The sequence below is a fragment of the Rhodopseudomonas sp. genome (assembly GCF_048594845.1).
In the GTDB taxonomy this organism is placed as follows: Bacteria; Pseudomonadota; Alphaproteobacteria; order Rhizobiales; family Xanthobacteraceae; genus Rhodopseudomonas.
Map to the genome: position 1 here is coordinate 1 of NZ_JBMDXE010000069.1, position 19,442 is coordinate 19,442.

At 64.2% G+C, this 19,442-nt stretch carries 19 protein-coding genes, 1 tRNA gene and 1 pseudogene; 13 read left to right on the forward strand and 8 right to left on the reverse strand.

What is annotated here, in order from left to right; translation table 11 throughout:
• The 4 genes and pseudogenes from ACOJTD_RS03595 to ACOJTD_RS03610 form a co-directional block, all read left to right on the forward strand.
• Window positions 1-245: pseudogene (locus tag ACOJTD_RS03595) on the forward strand (hypothetical protein); the annotation flags it as partial.
• Window positions 246-574: 329 nt separating this feature from the next.
• Window positions 575-925, forward strand: a complete 351-nt coding sequence (locus tag ACOJTD_RS03600; RefSeq protein WP_378389144.1) for a VOC family protein — start codon at window positions 575-577, stop codon at window positions 923-925.
• A gap of 181 nt (window positions 926-1,106) precedes the next feature.
• On the forward strand, window positions 1,107-1,352 hold the full coding sequence (locus ACOJTD_RS03605; protein ID WP_378389142.1) for a hypothetical protein: 246 nt from the start codon (window positions 1,107-1,109) through the stop codon (window positions 1,350-1,352).
• Window positions 1,352-1,561, forward strand: a complete 210-nt coding sequence (locus ACOJTD_RS03610; protein WP_420131564.1) for a hypothetical protein — start codon at window positions 1,352-1,354, stop codon at window positions 1,559-1,561. The genes ACOJTD_RS03605 and ACOJTD_RS03610 overlap by 1 nt, the downstream gene beginning before the upstream one ends.
• A 220-nt stretch (window positions 1,562-1,781) precedes the next feature.
• Here the strand turns inward: ACOJTD_RS03610 and ACOJTD_RS03615 are convergent, their stop codons facing one another.
• The gene (locus ACOJTD_RS03615) at window positions 1,782-4,301 is read right to left on the reverse strand and encodes a DEAD/DEAH box helicase family protein (protein WP_420131565.1); all 2,520 of its coding nucleotides are present in this window, start codon (window positions 4,299-4,301) and stop codon (window positions 1,782-1,784) included.
• 1,249 nt (window positions 4,302-5,550) lie between these two features.
• Here ACOJTD_RS03615 and ACOJTD_RS03620 point away from each other — a divergent pair.
• Window positions 5,551-6,561, forward strand: coding sequence for a sensor histidine kinase (locus tag ACOJTD_RS03620; protein WP_420131566.1), 1,011 nt, complete (start codon window positions 5,551-5,553; stop codon window positions 6,559-6,561).
• 96 nt (window positions 6,562-6,657) lie between these two features.
• Window positions 6,658-7,029 (forward strand): hypothetical protein, encoded by a 372-nt coding sequence (locus ACOJTD_RS03625; protein WP_420131567.1) that lies wholly within the window; start codon window positions 6,658-6,660, stop codon window positions 7,027-7,029.
• 195 nt (window positions 7,030-7,224) lie between these two features.
• On the opposite strand, the gene ACOJTD_RS03630 is transcribed toward ACOJTD_RS03625, so the two are convergent.
• From ACOJTD_RS03630 to ACOJTD_RS03645, 4 genes are all read right to left on the reverse strand, one after another.
• Window positions 7,225-8,076: an SDR family NAD(P)-dependent oxidoreductase gene (locus ACOJTD_RS03630; protein ID WP_420131568.1), complete on the reverse strand. Its 852-nt coding sequence runs from the start codon at window positions 8,074-8,076 to the stop codon at window positions 7,225-7,227.
• 84 nt (window positions 8,077-8,160) lie between these two features.
• Entirely contained in the window at window positions 8,161-8,445 is a 285-nt protein-coding gene (locus ACOJTD_RS03635) for a hypothetical protein (RefSeq protein WP_420131569.1), read from the reverse strand.
• A gap of 42 nt (window positions 8,446-8,487) precedes the next feature.
• Window positions 8,488-9,825, reverse strand: coding sequence for a S8 family serine peptidase (locus ACOJTD_RS03640; protein ID WP_420131570.1), 1,338 nt, complete (start codon window positions 9,823-9,825; stop codon window positions 8,488-8,490).
• A 241-nt stretch (window positions 9,826-10,066) separates the two neighbouring features.
• The gene (locus ACOJTD_RS03645) at window positions 10,067-11,182 is read right to left on the reverse strand and encodes a beta-ketoacyl-ACP synthase III (protein WP_420131571.1); all 1,116 of its coding nucleotides are present in this window, start codon (window positions 11,180-11,182) and stop codon (window positions 10,067-10,069) included.
• A 297-nt stretch (window positions 11,183-11,479) separates the two neighbouring features.
• On the opposite strand from ACOJTD_RS03645, the gene ACOJTD_RS03650 reads away from it, so the two are divergent.
• Entirely contained in the window at window positions 11,480-11,821 is a 342-nt protein-coding gene (locus ACOJTD_RS03650) for a cupin domain-containing protein (RefSeq protein ID WP_420131572.1), read from the forward strand.
• 414 nt (window positions 11,822-12,235) lie between these two features.
• A complete protein-coding gene (locus ACOJTD_RS03655) occupies window positions 12,236-12,799 on the forward strand; it encodes a type 1 glutamine amidotransferase domain-containing protein (protein ID WP_420131573.1) in 564 nt (187 codons plus the stop codon).
• 111 nt (window positions 12,800-12,910) lie between these two features.
• Here the strand turns inward: ACOJTD_RS03655 and ACOJTD_RS03660 are convergent, their stop codons facing one another.
• Window positions 12,911-13,264: a hypothetical protein gene (locus ACOJTD_RS03660; protein ID WP_420131574.1), complete on the reverse strand. Its 354-nt coding sequence runs from the start codon at window positions 13,262-13,264 to the stop codon at window positions 12,911-12,913.
• A 265-nt stretch (window positions 13,265-13,529) separates the two neighbouring features.
• Between ACOJTD_RS03660 and ACOJTD_RS03665 the strand changes: the two genes are divergently transcribed.
• The gene (locus ACOJTD_RS03665; protein ID WP_420131575.1) at window positions 13,530-14,348 is read left to right on the forward strand and encodes a lytic murein transglycosylase; all 819 of its coding nucleotides are present in this window, start codon (window positions 13,530-13,532) and stop codon (window positions 14,346-14,348) included.
• 42 nt (window positions 14,349-14,390) lie between these two features.
• On the opposite strand, the gene ACOJTD_RS03670 is transcribed toward ACOJTD_RS03665, so the two are convergent.
• Together ACOJTD_RS03670 and ACOJTD_RS03675 are read right to left on the reverse strand one after the other, a co-directional pair.
• Window positions 14,391-15,089 carry a flagellar hook assembly protein FlgD gene (locus ACOJTD_RS03670; protein WP_420131576.1) on the reverse strand — a complete coding sequence of 233 codons (699 nt, stop codon included), beginning with the start codon at window positions 15,087-15,089 and terminating at the stop codon, window positions 14,391-14,393.
• A gap of 13 nt (window positions 15,090-15,102) precedes the next feature.
• Window positions 15,103-16,608: a flagellar hook-length control protein FliK gene (locus ACOJTD_RS03675; RefSeq protein ID WP_420131589.1), complete on the reverse strand. Its 1,506-nt coding sequence runs from the start codon at window positions 16,606-16,608 to the stop codon at window positions 15,103-15,105.
• A 323-nt stretch (window positions 16,609-16,931) separates the two neighbouring features.
• Between ACOJTD_RS03675 and mnmA the strand changes: the two genes are divergently transcribed.
• The 4 genes from mnmA to ACOJTD_RS03695 all read left to right on the forward strand — a co-directional run bounded on the left by mnmA (window position 16,932) and on the right by ACOJTD_RS03695 (window position 19,357).
• Window positions 16,932-18,128: a tRNA 2-thiouridine(34) synthase MnmA gene (mnmA, locus tag ACOJTD_RS03680; RefSeq protein ID WP_420131590.1), complete on the forward strand. Its 1,197-nt coding sequence runs from the start codon at window positions 16,932-16,934 to the stop codon at window positions 18,126-18,128.
• Window positions 18,129-18,146: 18 nt separating this feature from the next.
• Entirely contained in the window at window positions 18,147-18,785 is a 639-nt protein-coding gene (locus ACOJTD_RS03685; RefSeq protein ID WP_054160726.1) for a class I SAM-dependent methyltransferase, read from the forward strand.
• A gap of 42 nt (window positions 18,786-18,827) precedes the next feature.
• Window positions 18,828-19,172 (forward strand): hypothetical protein, encoded by a 345-nt coding sequence (locus tag ACOJTD_RS03690; protein ID WP_420131577.1) that lies wholly within the window; start codon window positions 18,828-18,830, stop codon window positions 19,170-19,172.
• 108 nt (window positions 19,173-19,280) lie between these two features.
• A tRNA-Met gene (locus ACOJTD_RS03695) sits at window positions 19,281-19,357 on the forward strand.
• Window positions 19,358-19,442: the final 85 nt, after the last annotated feature.

The following is a 19,442-nucleotide window of genomic DNA, read 5'->3' on the forward strand; positions in this document are numbered from 1 at the left end:
GGGTGCGCGGCTCCGGCGAGATCATGTGGCACGGCGAACGCATCTTCGTCAGCGAGGCGCTGGTCGGCGAAGTGATCGGCATCGCCGAACTGGAGACCGGCGACCAGATCGTGCGGTTCTGCCACTACGACATCGGCCTGAGTGATCGCCACCGCGTGTTCCGGCGCGTGGCTCCGCCCCGCGAGGGGCTGCGCTACGCGCCGCAACACGCGGACCCAGACCTGTCGACAATCATCCCGGTCTAAAGTGTCGGGAATCATGCCGGTTGAACAGGGCACAGTGCCCGGGGACCCCCACCCCCGACCCCTCCCCGCAAGGGGGAGGGGAGCAGAGCCGCAGAGCACTCCCTCTCCCGCGTGCGGGAGAGGGCTGGGTGAGGGCGACACGGGCATGGACTTGGCGAGTTTGGACGCAGCCGCAGCGCGTAGCGTCGAAGTAAGCGGCGCAGCGTCGTCGGGTGGTTAGGCGAAGCCATAACCCACTATCTTCAATCGCGGCGGCGGATGACGCCTTCGGCTCATCCGCCCTATGGGCTAGATTTTCGCCAACGACTCTGGATCAGAGGAGATCGAGCGTGGCCGTCCGACGAATCGTCACGAACATTCATGCAGACAGGCTGGAGGACGCCAAACGTTTCTATGGCGACATCCTCGACATGGAACTCGTGATGGACCATGGCTGGATCGTCACCTACGCGTCAGACAGCGCCATGAAACCGCAGGTGAGTCTTGCATGCGAAGGCGGATCGGGGACGCCGGTCCCGGACCTTTCCATCGAGGTCGATAATTTCGATGAGGTCTATCGCCGGGCATCGGCGTCCGGCATTCCGATTCAGTATGGTCCCGCGACCGAACCATGGGGCGTTCGTCGCTTCTTTGCGCGCGATCCATTCGGACGGTTGGTCAACATTCTCACGCACGACTGAAGCGGCGGCGGAAACAGGGCCGTAGCGCGGGTGAGGGCGACACGAGCTCGGACTTAGCGCTCCTCCGCCAAGCCGGACGACGTCCGCGATCCGTTCGATCTCCCGACGCCGACACAAGCAGCCGGGATTGACTCTCCGGTATGTTCTGCTTTTGTTCTTTCACCCAACACGGTGAGCCCCCATGGACCTCGAACAGACCCGTTCCGAGATTGCGCAGCTGCGCGATCAAATCCGCCGCAAGCAGGCCGACCTCGTGCAGCTTCAGCGGGCCGGCATCCGCACCGACGATGCCGAGGCCGTTCTGCAACGGATGCAGGATCGGCTGGACAAGCTCTGCGCCGATCGCGACCGCCTGGCCGGGGAGCAGCGACGGACCTACGCCGGGCGCGACAAGCTCATCCGCGGTCCGCTGGCGAGGCGCGTGTGATGGCCGTTCCGCCGATCAAGTGGTTCGAGGAGTCCGATGACCATTCCGACTTCGTCAAGGCGCTCGCCGAGGTGCGGCGTCTCGGGACGCGGGAAGGTTGGTGTTATCACCACGTCCAGGCCATCATGCTGTCGATCGACCAATACGCCGAAAGCGCACTCGGCAATCGCGAGTACTTCTGGAACAAGCCGCACGGGCCCCGATGGTGACCAGCGCAGGACGGCCCTCCACCCTGCGAGCGACAGTCGCTCCGCGCCCACCCCAAGCCGCAGCGCGCCCCCTCTCCCGCTTGCGGGAGAGGGCTGGGGTGAGGGCGAGGCGAGCACGGACACGGCAAGTTAGTAGCCCGGATGCAGCGAAGCGAAATCCGGGATTGACGGCAGGTCCCGGATTACGCTGCGCTCCATCCGGGCTACGCTCGCTTCAAGTCTATTTTTTGCAGCGATCTGTCGCCAGTCGTCTGAATATGCCGCTTGGCTCCCATTCAGCGAGTCCCCCGATTTTGCTAGCCTCTGCAATCTTTTCCAGCGGCGAAAGCATCTTAACCCGGTCCACAGCATCGAAGAAATCATTCCAGACTTTCTGGAGACTATCCGGGCTCGCAAGGTGCATGTCGACGGACGGGTCGCTCTTTCCCGAAATTTTCCTGGCTTTGGTCAAATAGATCAGACCAATCAGCTTGAGTCCCGGATATTGGGACTTAATCCATTCTAAGTGGTTGTGCCCCTGTCCGATATCTTCCTTCGTTAAACTGCCTTCGTCTGATTTGTCGGTCTTTAGTTCAAGGGCGATGATTGTGTTGCTATGCGCGTCAACCCACAGGTTGTCCGGGCCTTTTCCGCAATCTGTGTCTGGCCGGGTTGAAATAAAACCCAGCCCAGCTCCAATGGCTCTAACAGCTTCTTCGCATTGGTTGGAGCTTGAGTTCGGAGAGAATACATCACGTGCACGAGCTCGCAATTTAGCGATCCGATCATTTACGGTCATTACGTCGGACAGCGCGATCTGTCTAATTGCCTCTTCAACGGGGCTCTTAGAGTTAACGATCGTCTGGTCGGTTGCTGTAGTCTTTCTTTTCGGGAGAGGAAGGGAGCGGCCGATCCTGTGATGAGCCTCCTCGAACAAATCATATGCAGCGTCCGTCTTCCCTTCCGCGAAGTAGGCGATCCCGATCCATACTGAGTACCAGCCTGCCAATTTTGGATCTACTAATGAAACTTCTCGAATCTGTTCTTCCAGTTCTCGGATGGCTCCCTCGGGGTTGTTGTCCCAAAGCATCGTCATAAATCTGACTTCACTCCTTCCGGCCTTCTCAAGAACAGTCGCCGTTTCCTCTCCTTGTTTCAGTCTTGTCGAAGGCACGTCGATGTCGTTGATGTTATCTCTATAAAAATCAAGCCAGTCCTTCTTGCGCTCGATTAGTTTATTCATTGTCTCGATGACCGAGGTGGCGTCGTGATATTTGTCGAGTTGCTCTTCTATGCCCTCGCTCAAGAATAATTGCTTTCTGAGCAGTTCCGGAAGTTGCGTTCTGTTTCGTTCATTTTTGAGCCAGTTCTCTAGTAGGCGGTCTGCAATAATGAAAAGTCCGTAGTCCTGTCGGCCGCGAATGATTCGACCAAGAAGCTGTGTGATTCGTACGCTGAGCAAGGTCGAGCGTACTTGATCCATGTACAATCGATCGAATAGGTACTGTTCAATCAGGCTGCTTCCAGAAGGTAATCCATCTATTACCATGCACCGGCACTGAGATCCGGGTAGGTCGATTCCATCAAATCTACCTGCCAGCACGAATGCGCCTGCTTTCGATTTTCTGAACTTGTCAAGTTCCGTGGAAAAATCGTCGGTGGTTGTTGGTTGGGTTGCGAATTCCCAATTTTTTCCTCTGTGGTGGCTTGGTACGCCAATTAACACTTTGGTTTCACGGGCCAGTCGCCTGACGAGCTCTTTGCTCACCCGGCCTTTCTCAAATTTGCTGGCAAATAAGAACAATCGCTCCCCGTCTCCCGCATCCACGTCGGGAGCAATGATCTTTGTGGGCTTGTTGCCAAACGCTCTAGTGAAATCGGCCTTTGAGTTGATTGTTGCCGACAAGTAGACCCGTTTTACGTCTTTCGAGAATGCTGGAAGGCTTAAGGTCGGTAAGAAGGGCGGGGTAATTTCAATGGTGCCCCGTCCAACAAGTACTGCGCAGAACTTGAGGTGGTCACGAAGGAAAGGCCAAGGGAAGAATAGTGATTTATCTTTTTCTGTGATTTGTGAATCGAGGATTGCCGAAAGTGATTCGGCGGACGTAAGGATGGAGACCGGGGGTGTAAGTAACACTGATCCAGATTCGTCGTTGTTGCGAGTGGCAGCGTCGAACTCCATTTTCTGGTGATAGTCTGAGAAAATTGGTCTCAAAAATTCGAGTACGTCGCCGTATAATTTGGGCTGAGTTTGCTTCGAGATCGAGAGGGTGAAGACGTCTCTTATCGACTTGCCGGCAACGTGTGCATCATCGAAAATCAGCGCGCCTGGCTTAATGTTTCGGAATCCGAAAAAAAGCGCGGGGTAGGTTGTTATGCAGAATGACTTGCCTTGGCTGAATAAGTCGTTGTCAAACTGTCCCGACATCCGACATGTTACGGAGAGGCCGAGCTTTGCGGCTTCTGCAGCAGTTTGCTTGATGAGATCGATTGTGCTGCAGACGTATATTACGTTCTCAACACCTTGATTGACCAAGCTCTGCGCAATGAGAAGCCCAATTATGGTCTTGCCGGCACCCGTATTCAGTAGAATTAACGTCTGATCTTTTTGATCATGAAACCACTTCTCCAGAGCTTCGTCCTGCCCTCGCCAAAGATCATTTGCTACGCCTTCTCCGGAGGGGCGTCGTTTAAAAATCTCCCGCGGATCGCTCGACCGAGTTTTCGGGGCGGGCTTTTTCAGTTTGTTAAAGTCAATCATACCGCTCTCATTGATGAATTTACGATTGTGGAGAGCGAAAATTACGACTTTTGTGATGTGCTGTAAAACTTCCTATTGTGGTCAGCGACGCGGCTTTGGACTAAGGGATTTCGACTGCGTGGGAGTTTTAAAGGCGGCGGCGCATGCTTGCACTAACCCGGGCACGAGAACAGACCACCAATCTGCAATTGGTCAATCTGTTCAATGAATAGCCGACTTTCCTAGCAATGCAGCGTGACGGCTTGTGTTTTCGACAGGGGCGAAATGCTGTCTCTTGACAATATTGCATATCTGTTTATATTCCTATTCATCCCGCTCCACTACCGAGGGGCGGCTCGCGATCGTCACTAGTCGCGGGGCGGGGTGCGGTGGACGCGGCAGCGTCGGCGCGGAGGGAAGCGGTTGGGGGCCGCGAGGCAGGAGGTCCGCAGGGCCTGGCCTCGGGGTCTATGGAGCCGCCGAACGACGCGCGGACGACGACGCTGTGCGGTGCGGGCCGGGGCGGAGATGCGCCCCATCTGCATCGCCTTTGCGCGCCGGCCCAAGTCGTGTGGTCCTGACGCCCGTCGCTGGCGTCAAGGGACGGAGCGCCTGCACGCCGACCGGCCGCAGGAGTCAAAGGTCCGGACGTCCGCGTCCGTTCCGCTCAGTCCCGACGGTGACGAACCCAAGCGTATCAATCGCCACCGGGGAGAGCACGAAGCAAGCCGGAAGCCTCACCGCGTGCGGAACGCCGGACGACCGGTGCTTTCGTAGTGACTAACTCATGCGCTTTTTGCTTTGCGCATGAGGCTGCGGACGCATCGCGCGTCCGGCGTTCCGCGCGCCCTCGGTTCGGGCGCGGCGCCAAGGGGCAGGGCCTCGAGGCGCAAGGGCTATCGGCGTCCCCGCGCCGTCCAAACAACAGGGGCGATGACGCACGTCTGCTGGGATGGTTGTGCCGGCGACACGTCTGGTGGCGACATGTTGACCGGCCGCGAGCCCGCTCGCGCCATCGCCGCTCACACCCGCAACGATGCACGCCGCGGCCGGCCTCGCGACCGGCGACGCGGCCGGACGGCAAGGCGGAGGCGCGATGTCCATGACAAAGCGAGACGCCGCGGATCGGACCTGGCCGGTGCTGCGCGCCGGCGCGGCGGCGGGGGCGCGACACGTGGACGCCGGCGGCGCCGGGGCGGCGATCGCCTGTCCTTTTCGCGCCGTTTCCGCCATAACATCCGCTCATGGTGGCGAATCCGTAGAGCCTGCTTTGGCGCGTCTGAAAGTCTGGGACATCATCCACGCCACCCGGCGGCTGCGGTCGCTCGGGCTTGTCGGCGATCTCGCCGCGGTGGCGGCGACCGCGCTGGCGCTGCTGCTGCGTTTCGTCACCGATCCGATCCTGCCGCCGGGCTTTCCCTATCTCACCTTCTTTCCCGCGGTGGTGCTCACCACCTTCTTCTTCGGCCTGCGCGCCGGCATCGTCTGCGGCGTGCTGAGCGGGCTGGCGGCCTGGTACTTCTTCATTCCGCCGTTCTACAGCTTCGAGATGACGCCGCCGACCGCGATCGCGCTGGCGTTCTACGTGTTCATCGTCGCGGTCGACATCGCGCTGATCCACATCATGCACCTCGCCGCCGCGCGGCTGCGCGAAGACGCCGAGGAAACGGCGCTGCTCTACGAGCAGCAGCGCACGATGTTTCAGGAGCTGCAGCACCGCGTCGCCAACAACATGCAGTTCGTGTCGGCGATGCTGCGGCTGTACAGCAAGCGCGCCGGCGCCGATCCCGCCGCGATGCTGACCGCGCTCGACGACGCCCGGGTGCGGCTCGACACCATGTCGCGGATCCACCGCTATCTGTACGATCCCGTCAACGTCACCCGCCCGGTCGGCGCGTTCTTCCAGGACCTCTGCGCCGATCTGCTCGAGGCCGCCGGCGCCGACGGCGTCCGTGTCACCGTCGACATGCCGCCGGTGCAGTTCGATCTCACCCGGCTGACGCCGCTGTCGCTGATCGTGGTCGAAGTGATCACCAACGCGCTGAAGCACGCCTTCCCGGACGGCCGCGGCACCATCGCGCTGCGCCTCGTCGACGAAGGCGACCGCATGGTGTTGACGGTCGCCGACGACGGCAAGGGTATGACGCCGGGCGCGACCCCCGGCGACGGCACCAGCCTCGGGCTCAAGATCGTCAACAACCTCGCCACCCAGATCGGCGGGACGATCAGCTACGAGGCCGGCCAGGGCACCACGGCGCGCATCGCGTTCGACGCCGCCTGACCCAAACGGCACGCCACGGCGGCGCCGTTCCGCGCTATCATCGCGGCGCTTGATTGCTTCTCACCTCCATATTTTTGACTTTTCAGGAGACCGCGCATGCCCCAGATGCTCACGCCCGTCTCGTTCGCCGACCCCGAAGGCCCCGCCGCCGGCGGCGGCAACGGCCCGCTGTCCGGCGGCGTCGCCCAGGTGATCAATCCGTGGCGCTGGTTCACCAGCGTGTTCGGCAATCAGTTCGCGCTGTTCCAGATCAACCTCGGCCGTTCCTCGTCGCCGGAAACCGAGACCCGCATCCTCGACGAAGTCGGCTCCTACGGCCGCCAGCTCGGCCGCATCGGCGACGCGCTCGACGTGCTGGTGAAGGAGTTTCCCCGCGAAGGCCTCAGCGACCACGCCATCGCCGCCCTGGAGGATTTCTCCGCGCAGATGCGCGAGATCAACCGCATCAAGGAGAAGCAGCGAGGCTGAGCAGCGCACCCGGGCTCAGCCGCCGCCATGGTGCTAACAACTCACCGCAGCCGTCCTCCTGAGGGGCGAGCGCAGCGGGCCTCGAAGGATGACCGCCCGCAGGCGTGGCCCATCCTTCGAGCCTCGTTGAGCCGCGCGCTGATGCGGTCCAACCGGCATCCCCGCGTGACGCCGAGGCTGCGAATATGGCGGGAGTTACTTCGCCTCGGCGAAGGCCTTGAACTTGTCGGCCCAGTCCGGATGCCAGCGCGACAGCGCGGGACGGTTCTCGATGATGTCGCCGGCGGCCCAGGCGATGCGGCGTTCGTCGAGCGCGCGCGGCACGTCGTTGTCGGGGCAGAGGATGTAGAAGTCGCCGGCCCGCAGCCGCTCCAGCATGAAGTCGACGGTCTGGTCGGCGGTCCAGGCGCCGTCCGGCTTCTCGCTGCGGCCGCGCGCCGTCAGCGCGGTGAAGACGAAGCCGGGGATCAGCAGATGCGCCGACACGGCGCAGCCCGCGGTGTTGCGCAGCTCGTGCGCCAGGGCCTCAGTGTAGGCCTGTACGCCCGACATCGAGACGTTGTAGGCCGGGTTGCCGGGCGGCGTGGTGATGCCTTGCTTGGAGCCGGTGTTGATGACCAGTCCCGGCCGGCCGCGCGCGATCATGCCGGGGGCGAAGATCTGCGAGCCGTTGATCACGCCCCACAGATTGACTCCGAGAATGCGCTCATAGGCCTCGCGCGGGCCGAGCGCACTGCTCGGCGGCTCGATGCCGGCATTGTTCATCAGCACGTCGACGCCGCCGAACTTCGCCGTCACCGCATCGCGCAGCGCTTCCAGCGCGGCGGGCTGCGCGACGTCGGTCTGCAGCGCCAGCACGTCGCTTGCGCCGCCCGCCGCCGCTCCGGTGAGCAGCTCCGCGGCGCGGGCCAGATGATCGGGGCCGATATCGGCGATCGCCACTTTCATGCCCGCCTGCAGGAAGCGCTTGGCGGCCGCGAACCCGATCCCCGACGCGCCGCCGGTGATCACGGCGACATTGTCCTTGGCGATGGCGGGATGCGGCATAAGGAATCTCCGATCGGTCGCAAAACTGCTGAAGGCTTGCAGATAGACCGCCGGCAGAGCGATGCAAGTGAACGGGTCGCGCGATCAGTTTTCGCTGCTGTCCGGTTTGGCAGGCCTGGACGGAACTGGACCGAAGCCGGCAATCGGCGGATTGGAGAAGGGTCCGCGCACCGCGTCGGCTGCGCCCGGCGGCAGCGCGCCGGCGTCGACCTCCACGGCGAAGCGGCCCTGCGCAGCGTCGATCGCGATCACGCCGAACGCCGAGTTGAGCCGGTCCACGTCGACGCCGAGCTGGGCGGCCGCTTCCGCCAGCGTCGGCGCGCCGCCCGTTCCGGTCACCGTCATCAGCACGGTCTTCGGTTCGGCCATCCGGCCCTCCTCGATCCGCCAGAGAAGCTGCAGGCCTCGCTGCTACAGGCCGGCGATCTGCGCCGCAGCCTCGGGATCGAGGATGCCATGGCCGTAATCGCCGTTCCAACCCTGGTTGCCGCGGACGTGCCGGGCGCTGGCGCGGAGCTGCGCAAACAGATTGGCGGGCGGCACGTGCGCCGGCGACAGCCGCGTGCGCAACGCCGCGATGCAGCCGGCCGCCACCGGACAGGCGGCCGAGGTGCCGCTGTCCGGTGTACCCGCACCGAACGCCTCGGATCCAAGGAAATGCGTGTAGCAGGTCAGGTCCGGCTTCTGCGGATACATGCCGGCGATCGACGGCCCCTGCGACGAGTAGCCGACGCGTGCGTCCTGGATATCGCAGCCGGCCAATGTCAGCACGTCGGCACTGGCATTGGCGCCCATGATGGCGTCGGAGGTCCGGGTCTGGCAGCGGCCGTCGGGACATTCGCGCCCGCAATTGCCAGCCGCGAAGACGATGTCGCCGCCGGCGCGCGCCATCACCGACACCAGGCCGTTGAACGGATGGTTCGGGTTGTCGATGTAGCGGCCGGGATGGCCGGCGGGGAAATCCCAGCTCGGATGGAAGATGCCCCAGCTATTGTTGATCACCAGCGCCTTGTAGCGCGCCGCGCCGCCAGCCGCGAAGGCGACGGCCCACACCGTGATCAGTTGGGCCAGTCCTTGGAACGCCATGGCCAGCGTGGCGCCACTGATCGAGCCGCCGGGCGCCGTCGATGACAGGATCGGATAGTCCATCAGCGTGGCGTTAGGCGCTGCGATCAACGCATCGTACGCGCACATCGTGCCGTGATCGACGGGATGATGGCCGGGCGCGCCGGTGCCGCCGGGCGGCTGCCAGGAATTGGCCGCGTCGAACCGCGGCATTCGACCGAGCTTGCCACGCAGGTGCTGCAGATTGATGCCGGTATCCATGATCGCGACCGCGACCTCGCTGCCGTCGAGCCCGCGCTCCGCCAGCCGGCTCACTGCCAGCTTGGCCTGCACGTCGGCGGTATTGCCCAGCGGCGGCGTGCCGCCGCATGTGATGAACGGCGCGATCGCCGGATCGGCGAACAGCGGCACGTCGCCGAGCGACACCGGGATCTGCGACGGATCGTTGGTCTCGATAAATCCGCGTACTGCGAACTGAGCTGATTGGTCGGGTTGCAACTGGCTCAGCCTGGTGTCGCGCCCACCGCTTCCCAGCGGCACCGCCGGGAAGCTTGCGTCGATCTCAAAATCCGGGGGCAGCTTGGTTTGCTGCAGCTCCGCCTCTGCGCCGATACCCGCCTTGGCGGAGGCCACCAGCGACTGCTGCGATCCCAGAATGGTCAGTACGGAGACTTTCATCGTCATGGCGCACCTCGACGGCCAAAGGGATAATACAACTATAAGTTGTATTATAGGCCGAGCTGACGCAACTGTATTTTATGCGGGTAGTTGGGGGAGGCTGGTTACGACTGAGAGGTAGTCGTTACAGATCAGGATACCGCCAAGCACAGCTCAGCGTGCTTCCGGAAAGACTGGCGCCCCGGTCCGGCGCGGCGCAGCTGGATGCGTGTACCAGCGCGCGAGCCGCGCCCGCGCGCTGCACAGCTTAGCGCTTCTTCACGAACACCGTGCCGGCCGAGTAGCCCGCGCCGAACGAGCAGATCAGGCCGAGGTCGTCCTTGACGAGGTCGTCGGAGGTCTTGTGGAAGGCGATGATCGAGCCGGCCGACGACGTGTTGGCATAATCGTCGAGGATGATCACGTTCTCCTGCGGAGTGGGATCGCGGCCCAGCACCTTGCGGCCGATGATCTCGTTCATGTTGATATTGGCCTGGTGCAGCCACATCCGCTTCAGCGCGTGCGGATCGATGCCGAGCTCGCGGGCGTGTTCGATGATCATTTCTGAGACCATCGGGACTACTTCCTTGAACACCTTGCGGCCCTGCTGCACGAACAGCTTGTCGACGTTGTCGCGGCCTTCCGGTGCGGCGCGGTTGAGGAAGCCGGCGTTGTTGCGGATGTTGTTGGAGAACTGCGTCTTCAGCCGGGTGCCGAGAATGTCCCAACCACCCTCAGCGTCGTCCGCGCGCTCGACGATCGCCGCTGTGGCGACGTCGCCGAAGATGAAGTGACTGTCGCGGTCGCGGAAGTTGAGATGGCCGGAGCAGATCTCCGGATTGACCATCAGCACCGCATCGACCGAACCGCCGCCGACGAAGTCCGCCGCGGTCTTCAGTCCGAATGTCGCCGACGAGCAGGCGACGTTCATGTCGAACGCGAAGCCGCCGAGGCCGAGCGCGGCCTGCACCTCGATCGCCATTGCCGGGTAGGCGCGCTGCATGTTGGAACAGGCGCACAGCACCGCGCCGATCTTCTCGCGCGGCTTGCCCCAGCGCTCGAGCGCTTGCTCGGCTGCCTTCACGGCGATCTCGGCCAGGATCGACAGTTCCTTGTTCGGTCGCTCCGGGATCACCGGGCGCATGATCGCCGGATCGATGATGCCGGGCTTGGCGACGACGTAGCGCGACTTGATGCCCGACGCCTTCTCGATGAACTCCGACGACGACGGCGCGAGCGGCTCCAAGGTGCCGGCCGCGATCGCGTCGGCATTGGCCGCGTTGAAGTTCGCCACATAGGTGTTGAAGGCCTCGACCAGCTCCGCGTTGGAAATGCTGTCGGGCGGGGTGTAGAGGCCGGTCGCGGCGATGACGGCAGGGCGCACGGAAAGCTCCGGTCACGAAGGCTGAGTGAGAGGACCGCCGGCCGAAAGCGATCCGTCGCGCCCCGCCGGGATCCGACGCCGAACGGCCGCCGTCTTCTTTGACGCCGGACAAAAGGCGGCAGCGGCCGGATCGTCCGTTGGTCGAGCGCGGTCGCGGGCAGGGCGCGCTGGCGTTCTGGCCGGCGCGGGCCGATGCGGTATGAAACGGCCTGCGGCGAAACACAAGCAGATTGCCCACCAAACAGGCGCTAAATTGCGCTGCAGTGCGGCTGTTCAGCCGAGGTAAGGAGACCGCCGATGAAATCCGGACATCTGCTGCAGCCCCTGCCGCCGGCCGGTCCCGACGAAGCGCTCGATACGCTGCTGGCCCGCGGCGGCGTCCGCATCGAACGGATCGTCTCGTTCGGCCAGTCGAGTCCCGAGGACTTCTGGTACGATCAGTCCGAAGACGAGTTCGTCGTGCTGCTCTCCGGCTCCGCAACTCTCCGCTTCGACGACGGACGCGACGTCGCGCTGCTGCCCGGCATCTGGGTCGATATCCCCGCCCACTGCCGCCACCGCGTCGAGGCGACGGACGAGGGCGAGCCGACGGTGTGGTTGGCGGTGTTCTGGCCGGTCGAGGTGCAAGTGAGTACGTAGCGGTGTCGCGCGCGTAGTCGTTGCGGCTTTGCTAGCAACCTTGGCCAGCGGAGCGAAGATTTGGTCTAGCAACTACATCCTCTTCGTCATTCCAGGCGCGAGCGCCCGGGATGACCGCGCATGATCCTGCTCAGCATCTTACGCGCGGCATGTGCTGCTCAAGACATCTCGAGAGAGATGATTGTCGGGTCGAACCCGGCAATGACATGGAGCTAGCGATGCACCTGCTGCCACCTGACGGTTAGTCGTCGTTGCAAAGGTGTCACGCGGCGAAACACCAGTTGTGACGTGGTGAAACAGCTCGCTGCTCGACCCGCAAGTGAGGCAAAATCCGCTTCCTGCAAGCCGGAACGATCCCTCGTGCAATCGATTAGGCACGCAGGCGGGGCTATCGGATAGCAGAGGGAGATTCAAATGGCAGGCCAAATCGATGGCAAGCGCGTACTCATTCTCGCCACTAACGGCTTCGAGCAGTCGGAACTGGAAACGCCGCGCGATCGGCTGAAGGCGGCCGGTGCGCAGGTCGACATCGTCTCGCCCGAGCAAGGCGAAATCAAAGGTTGGGACACGAAGGACTGGGGTCGGCCGGTGAAGGTCGACAAGCAGCTCGGCTCGGTGAAGGCGGATGATTATGACGCGATCGTGTTGCCCGGCGGCCAGATCAACCCGGACCTGCTACGCGTCAATCAGGACGCGCTGAAGTTGATCAAGTCGTTCTTCGACGCCGGCAAGACCGTCGCGGCGATCTGCCACGCGCCTTGGCTGCTGATCGAAACCGGCATCGCCAAGGGGCGCAAGATGACGTCCTACAACTCGATCAAGCAGGACGTGATCAACGCCGGCGCGAAGTGGGAAGATTCCGCGGTGGTGACCGACAACGGCGTCATCACGTCGCGTAATCCCGGCGACCTCGAGGCCTTCTCGAACAAGATCATCGAAGAGATCCGTGAAGGTCGCCACCAGCGCAAGGCGGCGTAATCTCGACGCGAATCCTTAGTCCAAGACGACAAAACCGCGCCGGTTGCATCGGCGCGGTTTCACTTTGATGGGACCGGAAATCGTGCGGCGAAACTTCGCTGCCGGCGATCCTCAGCCCAATCGGCGACGCCGCTGCAGCAGGCGTGCGGTGCTTTCAGCGCGGACCGGGATCGGCTGCGGAATCAAGCCAGCCGGCATCCGCTTGCCACGGTCGCTGCCGCGCCAGTCGGTGCCCATGGCCATGATAGCCGAGCCCATCGCGGCGCTGCCGAAGGTGATGACGAACCCGAACAGCAACAGGCCGAAGGCGGTGCCGGGTGATGCATCGGCAAGGATCAGCTCGCGCAGATGGCCGGGATTGACCCACATCAGACCGCCGATCAGCAGCACGGCGAGGCAGATTCCCGCCGCCAGATTGATCGCCAGCAGCCGGAACAATGGTTGTCGCAAGAGCGGGCGAGACATGATGCGGTCCTCATTTCTCGCCGGCATGCCAATGGCGGCAGCCGGGACAGGCAAGCGGCGGCAGTCAGGTCGATCGATCCGCGGCGCGCCCGTCGTTCATCCGCCGATCATGTTGGCTGCCGTCAAGTATGGCGCTCCGCGAATATGGGCGTCCGGGGCGCGCCTCGCAACGGCGATGGGGAAATGCTAGATTCGCCGCATTGTCATAGCAATCCGCATCAATACGCATCCTGAATAATCCCTTCCGCTCGGAGAACAGCGTCAGATGGTCAACCTGCGTCCTGCCCTCGCCACCTGCGCCGCCATTGCCGCGCTCTTTGCCGCCGCTCCCGCGCAGGCCGCGCGCTGTGGCGGTGATTTCAACACTTTCGTGTCCAGCATCTCGGCCGAGGCCGCGCAGGCGGGCATTTCGCAGAACGTGATCGCGCAGGCGCTCGGCGGCGTGACGCCGGATCCGGCGGTGCTCGCGTTCGATCGCCGTCAGCGCGGCACCTTCAACAAGACCTTCGAGCAATATGTCGCGACCCGCGTTGGGCCCGGCCGCATCAAGACCGGCAAGGCGATGATGTTGCGGAACGCCTCGCTGCTGTCGCGGATCGAGCAGCGCTTCGGTGTGCCGCCGCAGATCCTGGTGGCGATCTGGGGATTGGAGTCGGATTTCGGCAAGGGCGACATGGGCAAGCTGCCGGTGTTCCGCGTGCTCGCCACGATGGCGCACGATTGCCGCCGCACCGATCTCTTCCAGGGCGAATTGCTGGCCGCGCTGAAAATCGTCGATCGCGGCGACCTCACGTTGCGCGATATGGTCGGCGCCTATGCGGGCGAAATCGGGCAGACCCAGTTCCTGCCGTCGTCCTACATCAAATACGGCGTCGATTTCGACGGCAACGGCCACGTCGATCTGCGGCACAGCGTGCCGGACGTGCTGGCCTCGACCGCCAATCTGCTGAAGACCAACGGCTGGAAGGCTGGTGGCTCTTACGAAGAAGGCACGCCGAACTTCGAGGCGATGCGCGAATGGAATCGCGCGCTGGTCTATCGCAAGACGATCGCTTACTTCGCCGATCAGCTCGCCAGTCCATAGGACCAGCGAGCAGGCGCGCGGGCCGCGAGGCCCCCGGAGGCTTTACTTGCTGGCCTGGACCACGCGCTTGATCTGATCGAGCGTGAAGGTCTGGGCGCCGATCGACAGCAGCGGCGGCGACTTCGACAGATCGACCGAGCTGATCGTGCCCTGGATCTGGGTCGAGACCGTCGCGGTCTGGCCCGCCGCGTCGGTCGCGACGACCGACAATGCATAGTCGCCTTCCGGCCATTTGGTGCCGTCATTGCCACGGCCGTCCCAGGTGAAGCCCTGGTTGTTGCCGGCGTTGAGGGTGAACTTGCCGGTGTACACGGTCTGCCCGGTCGAGCTCTGGATCGAGACCTGTGCGGTGACGGGCTTGTCGGTGGACAGCGACCAGCCGGCGGTCTTGCCGTCGAAATGCGACTTGCTGCCGTCTACCACTGCCTCAGCGCCGACGAAATTGATCGCCTGCGAAGCCTGCGCGGTCGTCTGCAGCTTGAGCAGCGATGCCAGCGTCTCGTTGCCCTTGAGCTGCTGTTCGACGCCGGCGAACTGCACGAGCTGCTGGGTGAACTGGTTGGTGTCCAGCGGGTCCATCGGGTTCTGGTTCTTGAGCTGCGTCGTCAGCAGCGTCAGGAACGTCTGAAAATTGTCCGCGATGCCAGGGCTCGATGATCCCGACGAACCCGAGCTGGTCGGGGTGTAGTTCGCGTTGGGTGCCGAATAAGGCGTCGTCCCAGTGCTTGCTTCGACCGACATGGTGGCGACCTCCTCAGATCCTGATATCGACGCCGCCGCTCGCACTGAGCATGCGGCCGTAGCTGCGTCCGGCGGTCATCGCCGGAGACAGGTCCTCGTCCTTGATCACCAGCCGCTGCGCATGGCGGCCGCTGTCCTGCTGCTGCTGTCCCTGCTGACCGGATGACGACTGGTCGCGCAGGCTGAATTGCAGTCCGCTGTCGCTGGTCTTGAGGCCGGCGTTGTCGAGCGCGCGCTGCAACTGGGTCTGATCCTGGCGCAGCATCGCCAGTGTCTCGGGCTTCTCGACCGTCAGATGCGACGTCACCTGGCCGTGACGGTCGACCTCGATGCGGACATCGATGCGGCCGAGCTCGGCGGGGTCGAGCCTGATCTCGAACCGGCTGTTGCCCGCATTGGCGCGTGCCGCGATGGTGACGGCGAGATCCTGCACCGCGACCGGCACGTTGGTGGCGAGCGCCGCGGTGAGCTGCGGTGCCGCCGCGGTCTGCTGGGTGAGGGTCGAGGCCTGGATCGGTTGGGCCGTCTGCACCTGCGGCTGCAGCGCGCTCGGATCCGGAGCAGTCTGCGCGTCGGCGTGATGCTGATGCGTGGCCGCCGGCTTGGGCTGATCTGCCAGCTGATCGACTGCGGCGCCGGTCGTATCGGCCGGTTTCGCCTGCGCATCCTGCGGCTTCGCCGTATCGGCGTGAGCCGGAGCGTGGGGCGCTGGGGTGGCGGGCGCGGCGTCGGTGCTGGCCGGCGTCTTGATGGTCGCCGCCGGATCGGTTTTGGCCGTGGCGTCGGTGGCCTTGCCGGCATTCGGCTGGGCCGCCAGCATCGCCGCGAGCTTCGGATCGGTCGTCACGTCGGTCGCCGTCGCCGGCGCTGGCGTGGTGGTGGCGGTCTCGGCTGGCAGTCCGGTCGCGGTGGCATCCGCGATGGTCGCCTGCGCCTTCAGTGCGGCAGCTGCGGCAATGCTGAGCGGTCCGCCGCTGGCGGTCGCGTCCGTGGCTCCTTCGATCGGCACGCCCGCCGCACCGGTCGGAGTCGGTGGCGCGACGGTCGGGACCACGACCGGAACCACCGGCTGGGCCGCAGCAGTGGTATCAGCGGACTGGCTCTGGTCGGCCGTCTTGCTGTCGGACGTGTCCTTGCTGTCGCCGGCCTTGGTTTTGTCGGCAGTCTTGCTGTCGTTCCCGGTCGTCGCCTTGCTGTCGCTTGCAGCCTTCGTGGTCGACGTCGAATCCGTCTTAGTCGTGTCGGTCCGTACGGGCTGCGCCGCGGTGCTGTCGTCTCGGCGGTCGCGTGGGCTGGTCTGATCGGTGCTGTCGTTGCGACGCGGACGGAATGCGCGATCGTCGGCATTGCTGGCGGAGCGGCTGTCCGGAGTTGGCGCCGGCTGGGAACTTGCGGCATCCGCAGTATTGCTGTCGACCAGCGACGCAAAGCTCTCGGTCGGCGCGGCCCGATCCTGACGGGGCGCGCTCCGCTGGGCCGGGGCTGCGGTCGAGGCAATTTCTGAAGGAGCGTTCAACACAGGCATGCTCTCACACTGTTCCGTGGCTCTATCAGCAAGGAGCGGGCCAGCGGTGCCGGAGCCAAAAAGATGAGTAATTTCAACGTTGCAATTGGCGGCAGGACCAGAATGGCCGGGTCGGGAAGGGCGCGCTTTCTGCCCTCCCGGCAAGAATTGCCCGAGCCTTCCGGGAAACCCAAGGTCGGCGCATTGCGCCCCCGGAAGGCCACCTATATTAAAGACCCGCACCATCGACGTTCGCGGAAACTGAGTTTCGGCTTCCAAAACAGGCGGAAGGAATGGTCGCGGCGGGACGGCCGCGATCGCAGCGTATGACTGACACCATGCTCAACAGCCTGGATCTGGAAGGCCGCCCGCAGGACACGCGCGTGGTGGTGGCGATGTCGGGCGGCGTCGACTCGTCGGCGACGGCTGCGCTGCTGAAGTCGCAAGGCTATGATGTCGTCGGCATCACGCTACAGCTGTACGATCATGGCGCTGCCATGCACCGCAAGGGTGCGTGCTGCGCCGGGCAGGACATCCACGACGCCCGCATGGTGGCCGAGCGCATCGGCATCCCGCATTACGTGCTCGACTACGAAAGCAAGTTTCGCGAGTCGGTGATCGACAGCTTCGCCGACAGCTACGCGTCGGGCGAAACCCCGGTGCCGTGCATCGAGTGCAATCGCTCGGTGAAATTCCGCGATCTCCTAGCGACCGCGCGCGAGCTCGGCGCGTCGGCGCTCGCCACCGGTCACTACGTCTCGTCGCGTCGCCTGCCGGACGGATCGCGCGCGCTGGTGTGCGCCGCCGATCGCGACCGCGACCAGAGCTACTTCCTGTTCGCCACCACGCGCGAGCAACTCGACTTCCTGCGCTTCCCGCTCGGCGACATGACCAAGCCGCAGACCCGCGAACTGGCGCGGCAGTTCGGCCTGTCGGTCGCCGACAAGCACGACAGCCAGGACATCTGCTTCGTGCCGACCGGCCGCTACACCGACATCGTCGAGCGCCTGAAGCCGAACGCGATGGAGCCGGGCGACATTGTCGATCTCAACGGTCGCGTGCTCGGCAGCCATCCGGGCATCGTGCATTTCACCGTCGGTCAGCGCCGAGGTCTCGGCATCGCGTCGCGCGCGCCGCTGTATGTGCTGCGGCTCGATGCCGCCACCCGGCGTGTCGTCGTCGGCCCGCGCGAGGCGCTGCGGATGGAGCGCATCGTGCTGCGCGACGTCAACTGGATCGGCGACGGTGCGCTCGATCAGGCAGTCGGTGACGGCCTCGAACTGTTCGTGCGGGTGCGCTCGACGCGCGCGCCGCAGCCGGCATGGCTGCGCGCCGTGGGCGGCGGCTATGAAGTCGAACTCGTCGCCGGCGAAGAGGGCGTTTCGCCCGGTCAGGCCTGCGTGTTCTACGACGCGGCCGAAGGGCAGGCGCGCGTGCTCGGCGGCGGCTTCATCAAGAGCGCCGCGCCGCGATTGGTTGGAGATGGCGCGCGCGAGCCCGCGGAATCGCCCGCGCTGGCGGCGATGCGCGGCTAAGGAATTTCGGGGCAGATCATGGGGAACGATATCGATCGCGCAGGCGTCGCGAAGGCGTATGCGCGTTGGGCACCGATCTACGACATGGTGTTCGGCAAAGTATTCGACAGCGGCCGGCAGTCGACCATCGCGGTCGCGGATGCGATCGGCGGCCGGGTGCTCGACGTCGGCGTCGGCACCGGATTGTCGCTGTCGGACTATTCGCCGACCACCAAGCTGTGCGGCGTCGATATTTCGGAGCCGATGCTGCGCCGGGCGCATGAGCGCGTCCGCACGCTGAACCTCACCAATGTCGAAACGCTGGCCGTCATGGACGCGAAGAACCTCGCGTTCCCGGACGGCTTCTTCGACGCGGTCGTGGCGCAATACGTCATCACCGCGGTGCCGGATCCGGAAGCGACGCTGGACGATTTCGTCCGCGTGCTGAAGCCGGGCGGCGAACTGATCCTGGTGAACCACATCGGTGCCGAAAGTGGGCCCCGCAAAGTGTTCGAGCTGGCCTTCGCGCCGCTGGCGCGCCGGCTGGGCTGGCGTCCGGAGTTTCCGTGGGCGCGGCTGGTGAACTGGGCCAAGCGCCACGGCGGCGTGGAACTGGCCGAGCGGCGGCCGATGCCGCCGATGGGGCACTTCTCCTTGATCCGCTACCGAAAGCTCTGACGCGGATCCCGGAACTGCGCGGCGGCAGGGTCGTTGTCGCGCATGACCAGGAAAATCGCACTCGCATTCGCCTGTCTGATGATGGCTTCGGGGCCAACGCTCGCGCAGGCGCCGCCGAAGACACCCGCGAACCCGGCCCAGACGCCGGCGACGCAATGCCCGCCAGGCGCCGCCCGGATCAATCCTCCCGGGACCGCCGCGCCAGGAGCGACGACCGGCCAGACGCAGGAGCCGCTCGGCGACAAGTTGGCCAGGTCGGACGGCGTGCTGTGCCCGCCGGCCGGCGTCGATCCCGAGATGCACACGCCGGCGCCCGACTCCGGCACGATGCGCGTGATCCCTCCGCCGGGCTCGCCGGGCGGCGATCAAAGCGTTCAGCCGAAGTAAGTTTTTGGCATGTGAAGGGCGGGCGGCGATTGCTTGACAGCAAGCCGCCCGCCTCCTTATATGCCGCGCGTTCGCATCGGTGCCCACAAGACACCGCCGAACCGCCGTGGCGGGGTAGCTCAGCTGGTTAGAGCACGGGAATCATAATCCTGGGGTCGGGGGTTCAAGTCCCTCTCCCGCTACCACATCCCTCAGAAACCACATTTGCGACCGCCGACCGCGTCGCGACCAAATAGATAGGCGAGGGAAGCTGGATCTTCTCCGTACCCT

Excerpts from the sequence above, each read along its gene's own strand:
- mnmA (WP_420131590.1), top strand. The coding sequence starts at position 16,932 with ATGCTCAACAGCCTGGATCTGGAAGGCCGCCCGCAGGACACGCGCGTG.
- ACOJTD_RS03660 (WP_420131574.1), bottom strand. The coding sequence starts at position 13,264 with ATGTCTCGCCCGCTCTTGCGACAACCATTGTTCCGGCTGCTGGCGATC.
- ACOJTD_RS03625 (WP_420131567.1), top strand. The coding sequence starts at position 6,658 with ATGCCCCAGATGCTCACGCCCGTCTCGTTCGCCGACCCCGAAGGCCCC.
- ACOJTD_RS03640 (WP_420131570.1), bottom strand. The coding sequence starts at position 9,825 with ATGACGATGAAAGTCTCCGTACTGACCATTCTGGGATCGCAGCAGTCG.
- ACOJTD_RS03630 (WP_420131568.1), bottom strand. The coding sequence starts at position 8,076 with ATGCCGCATCCCGCCATCGCCAAGGACAATGTCGCCGTGATCACCGGC.
- ACOJTD_RS03615 (WP_420131565.1), bottom strand. The coding sequence starts at position 4,301 with ATGATTGACTTTAACAAACTGAAAAAGCCCGCCCCGAAAACTCGGTCG.
- ACOJTD_RS03650 (WP_420131572.1), top strand. The coding sequence starts at position 11,480 with ATGAAATCCGGACATCTGCTGCAGCCCCTGCCGCCGGCCGGTCCCGAC.
- ACOJTD_RS03685 (WP_054160726.1), top strand. The coding sequence starts at position 18,147 with ATGGGGAACGATATCGATCGCGCAGGCGTCGCGAAGGCGTATGCGCGT.
- ACOJTD_RS03670 (WP_420131576.1), bottom strand. The coding sequence starts at position 15,089 with ATGTCGGTCGAAGCAAGCACTGGGACGACGCCTTATTCGGCACCCAAC.
- ACOJTD_RS03655 (WP_420131573.1), top strand. The coding sequence starts at position 12,236 with ATGGCAGGCCAAATCGATGGCAAGCGCGTACTCATTCTCGCCACTAAC.
- ACOJTD_RS03690 (WP_420131577.1), top strand. The coding sequence starts at position 18,828 with ATGACCAGGAAAATCGCACTCGCATTCGCCTGTCTGATGATGGCTTCG.
- ACOJTD_RS03635 (WP_420131569.1), bottom strand. The coding sequence starts at position 8,445 with ATGGCCGAACCGAAGACCGTGCTGATGACGGTGACCGGAACGGGCGGC.
- ACOJTD_RS03610 (WP_420131564.1), top strand. The coding sequence starts at position 1,352 with ATGGCCGTTCCGCCGATCAAGTGGTTCGAGGAGTCCGATGACCATTCC.
- ACOJTD_RS03665 (WP_420131575.1), top strand. The coding sequence starts at position 13,530 with ATGGTCAACCTGCGTCCTGCCCTCGCCACCTGCGCCGCCATTGCCGCG.
- ACOJTD_RS03605 (WP_378389142.1), top strand. The coding sequence starts at position 1,107 with ATGGACCTCGAACAGACCCGTTCCGAGATTGCGCAGCTGCGCGATCAA.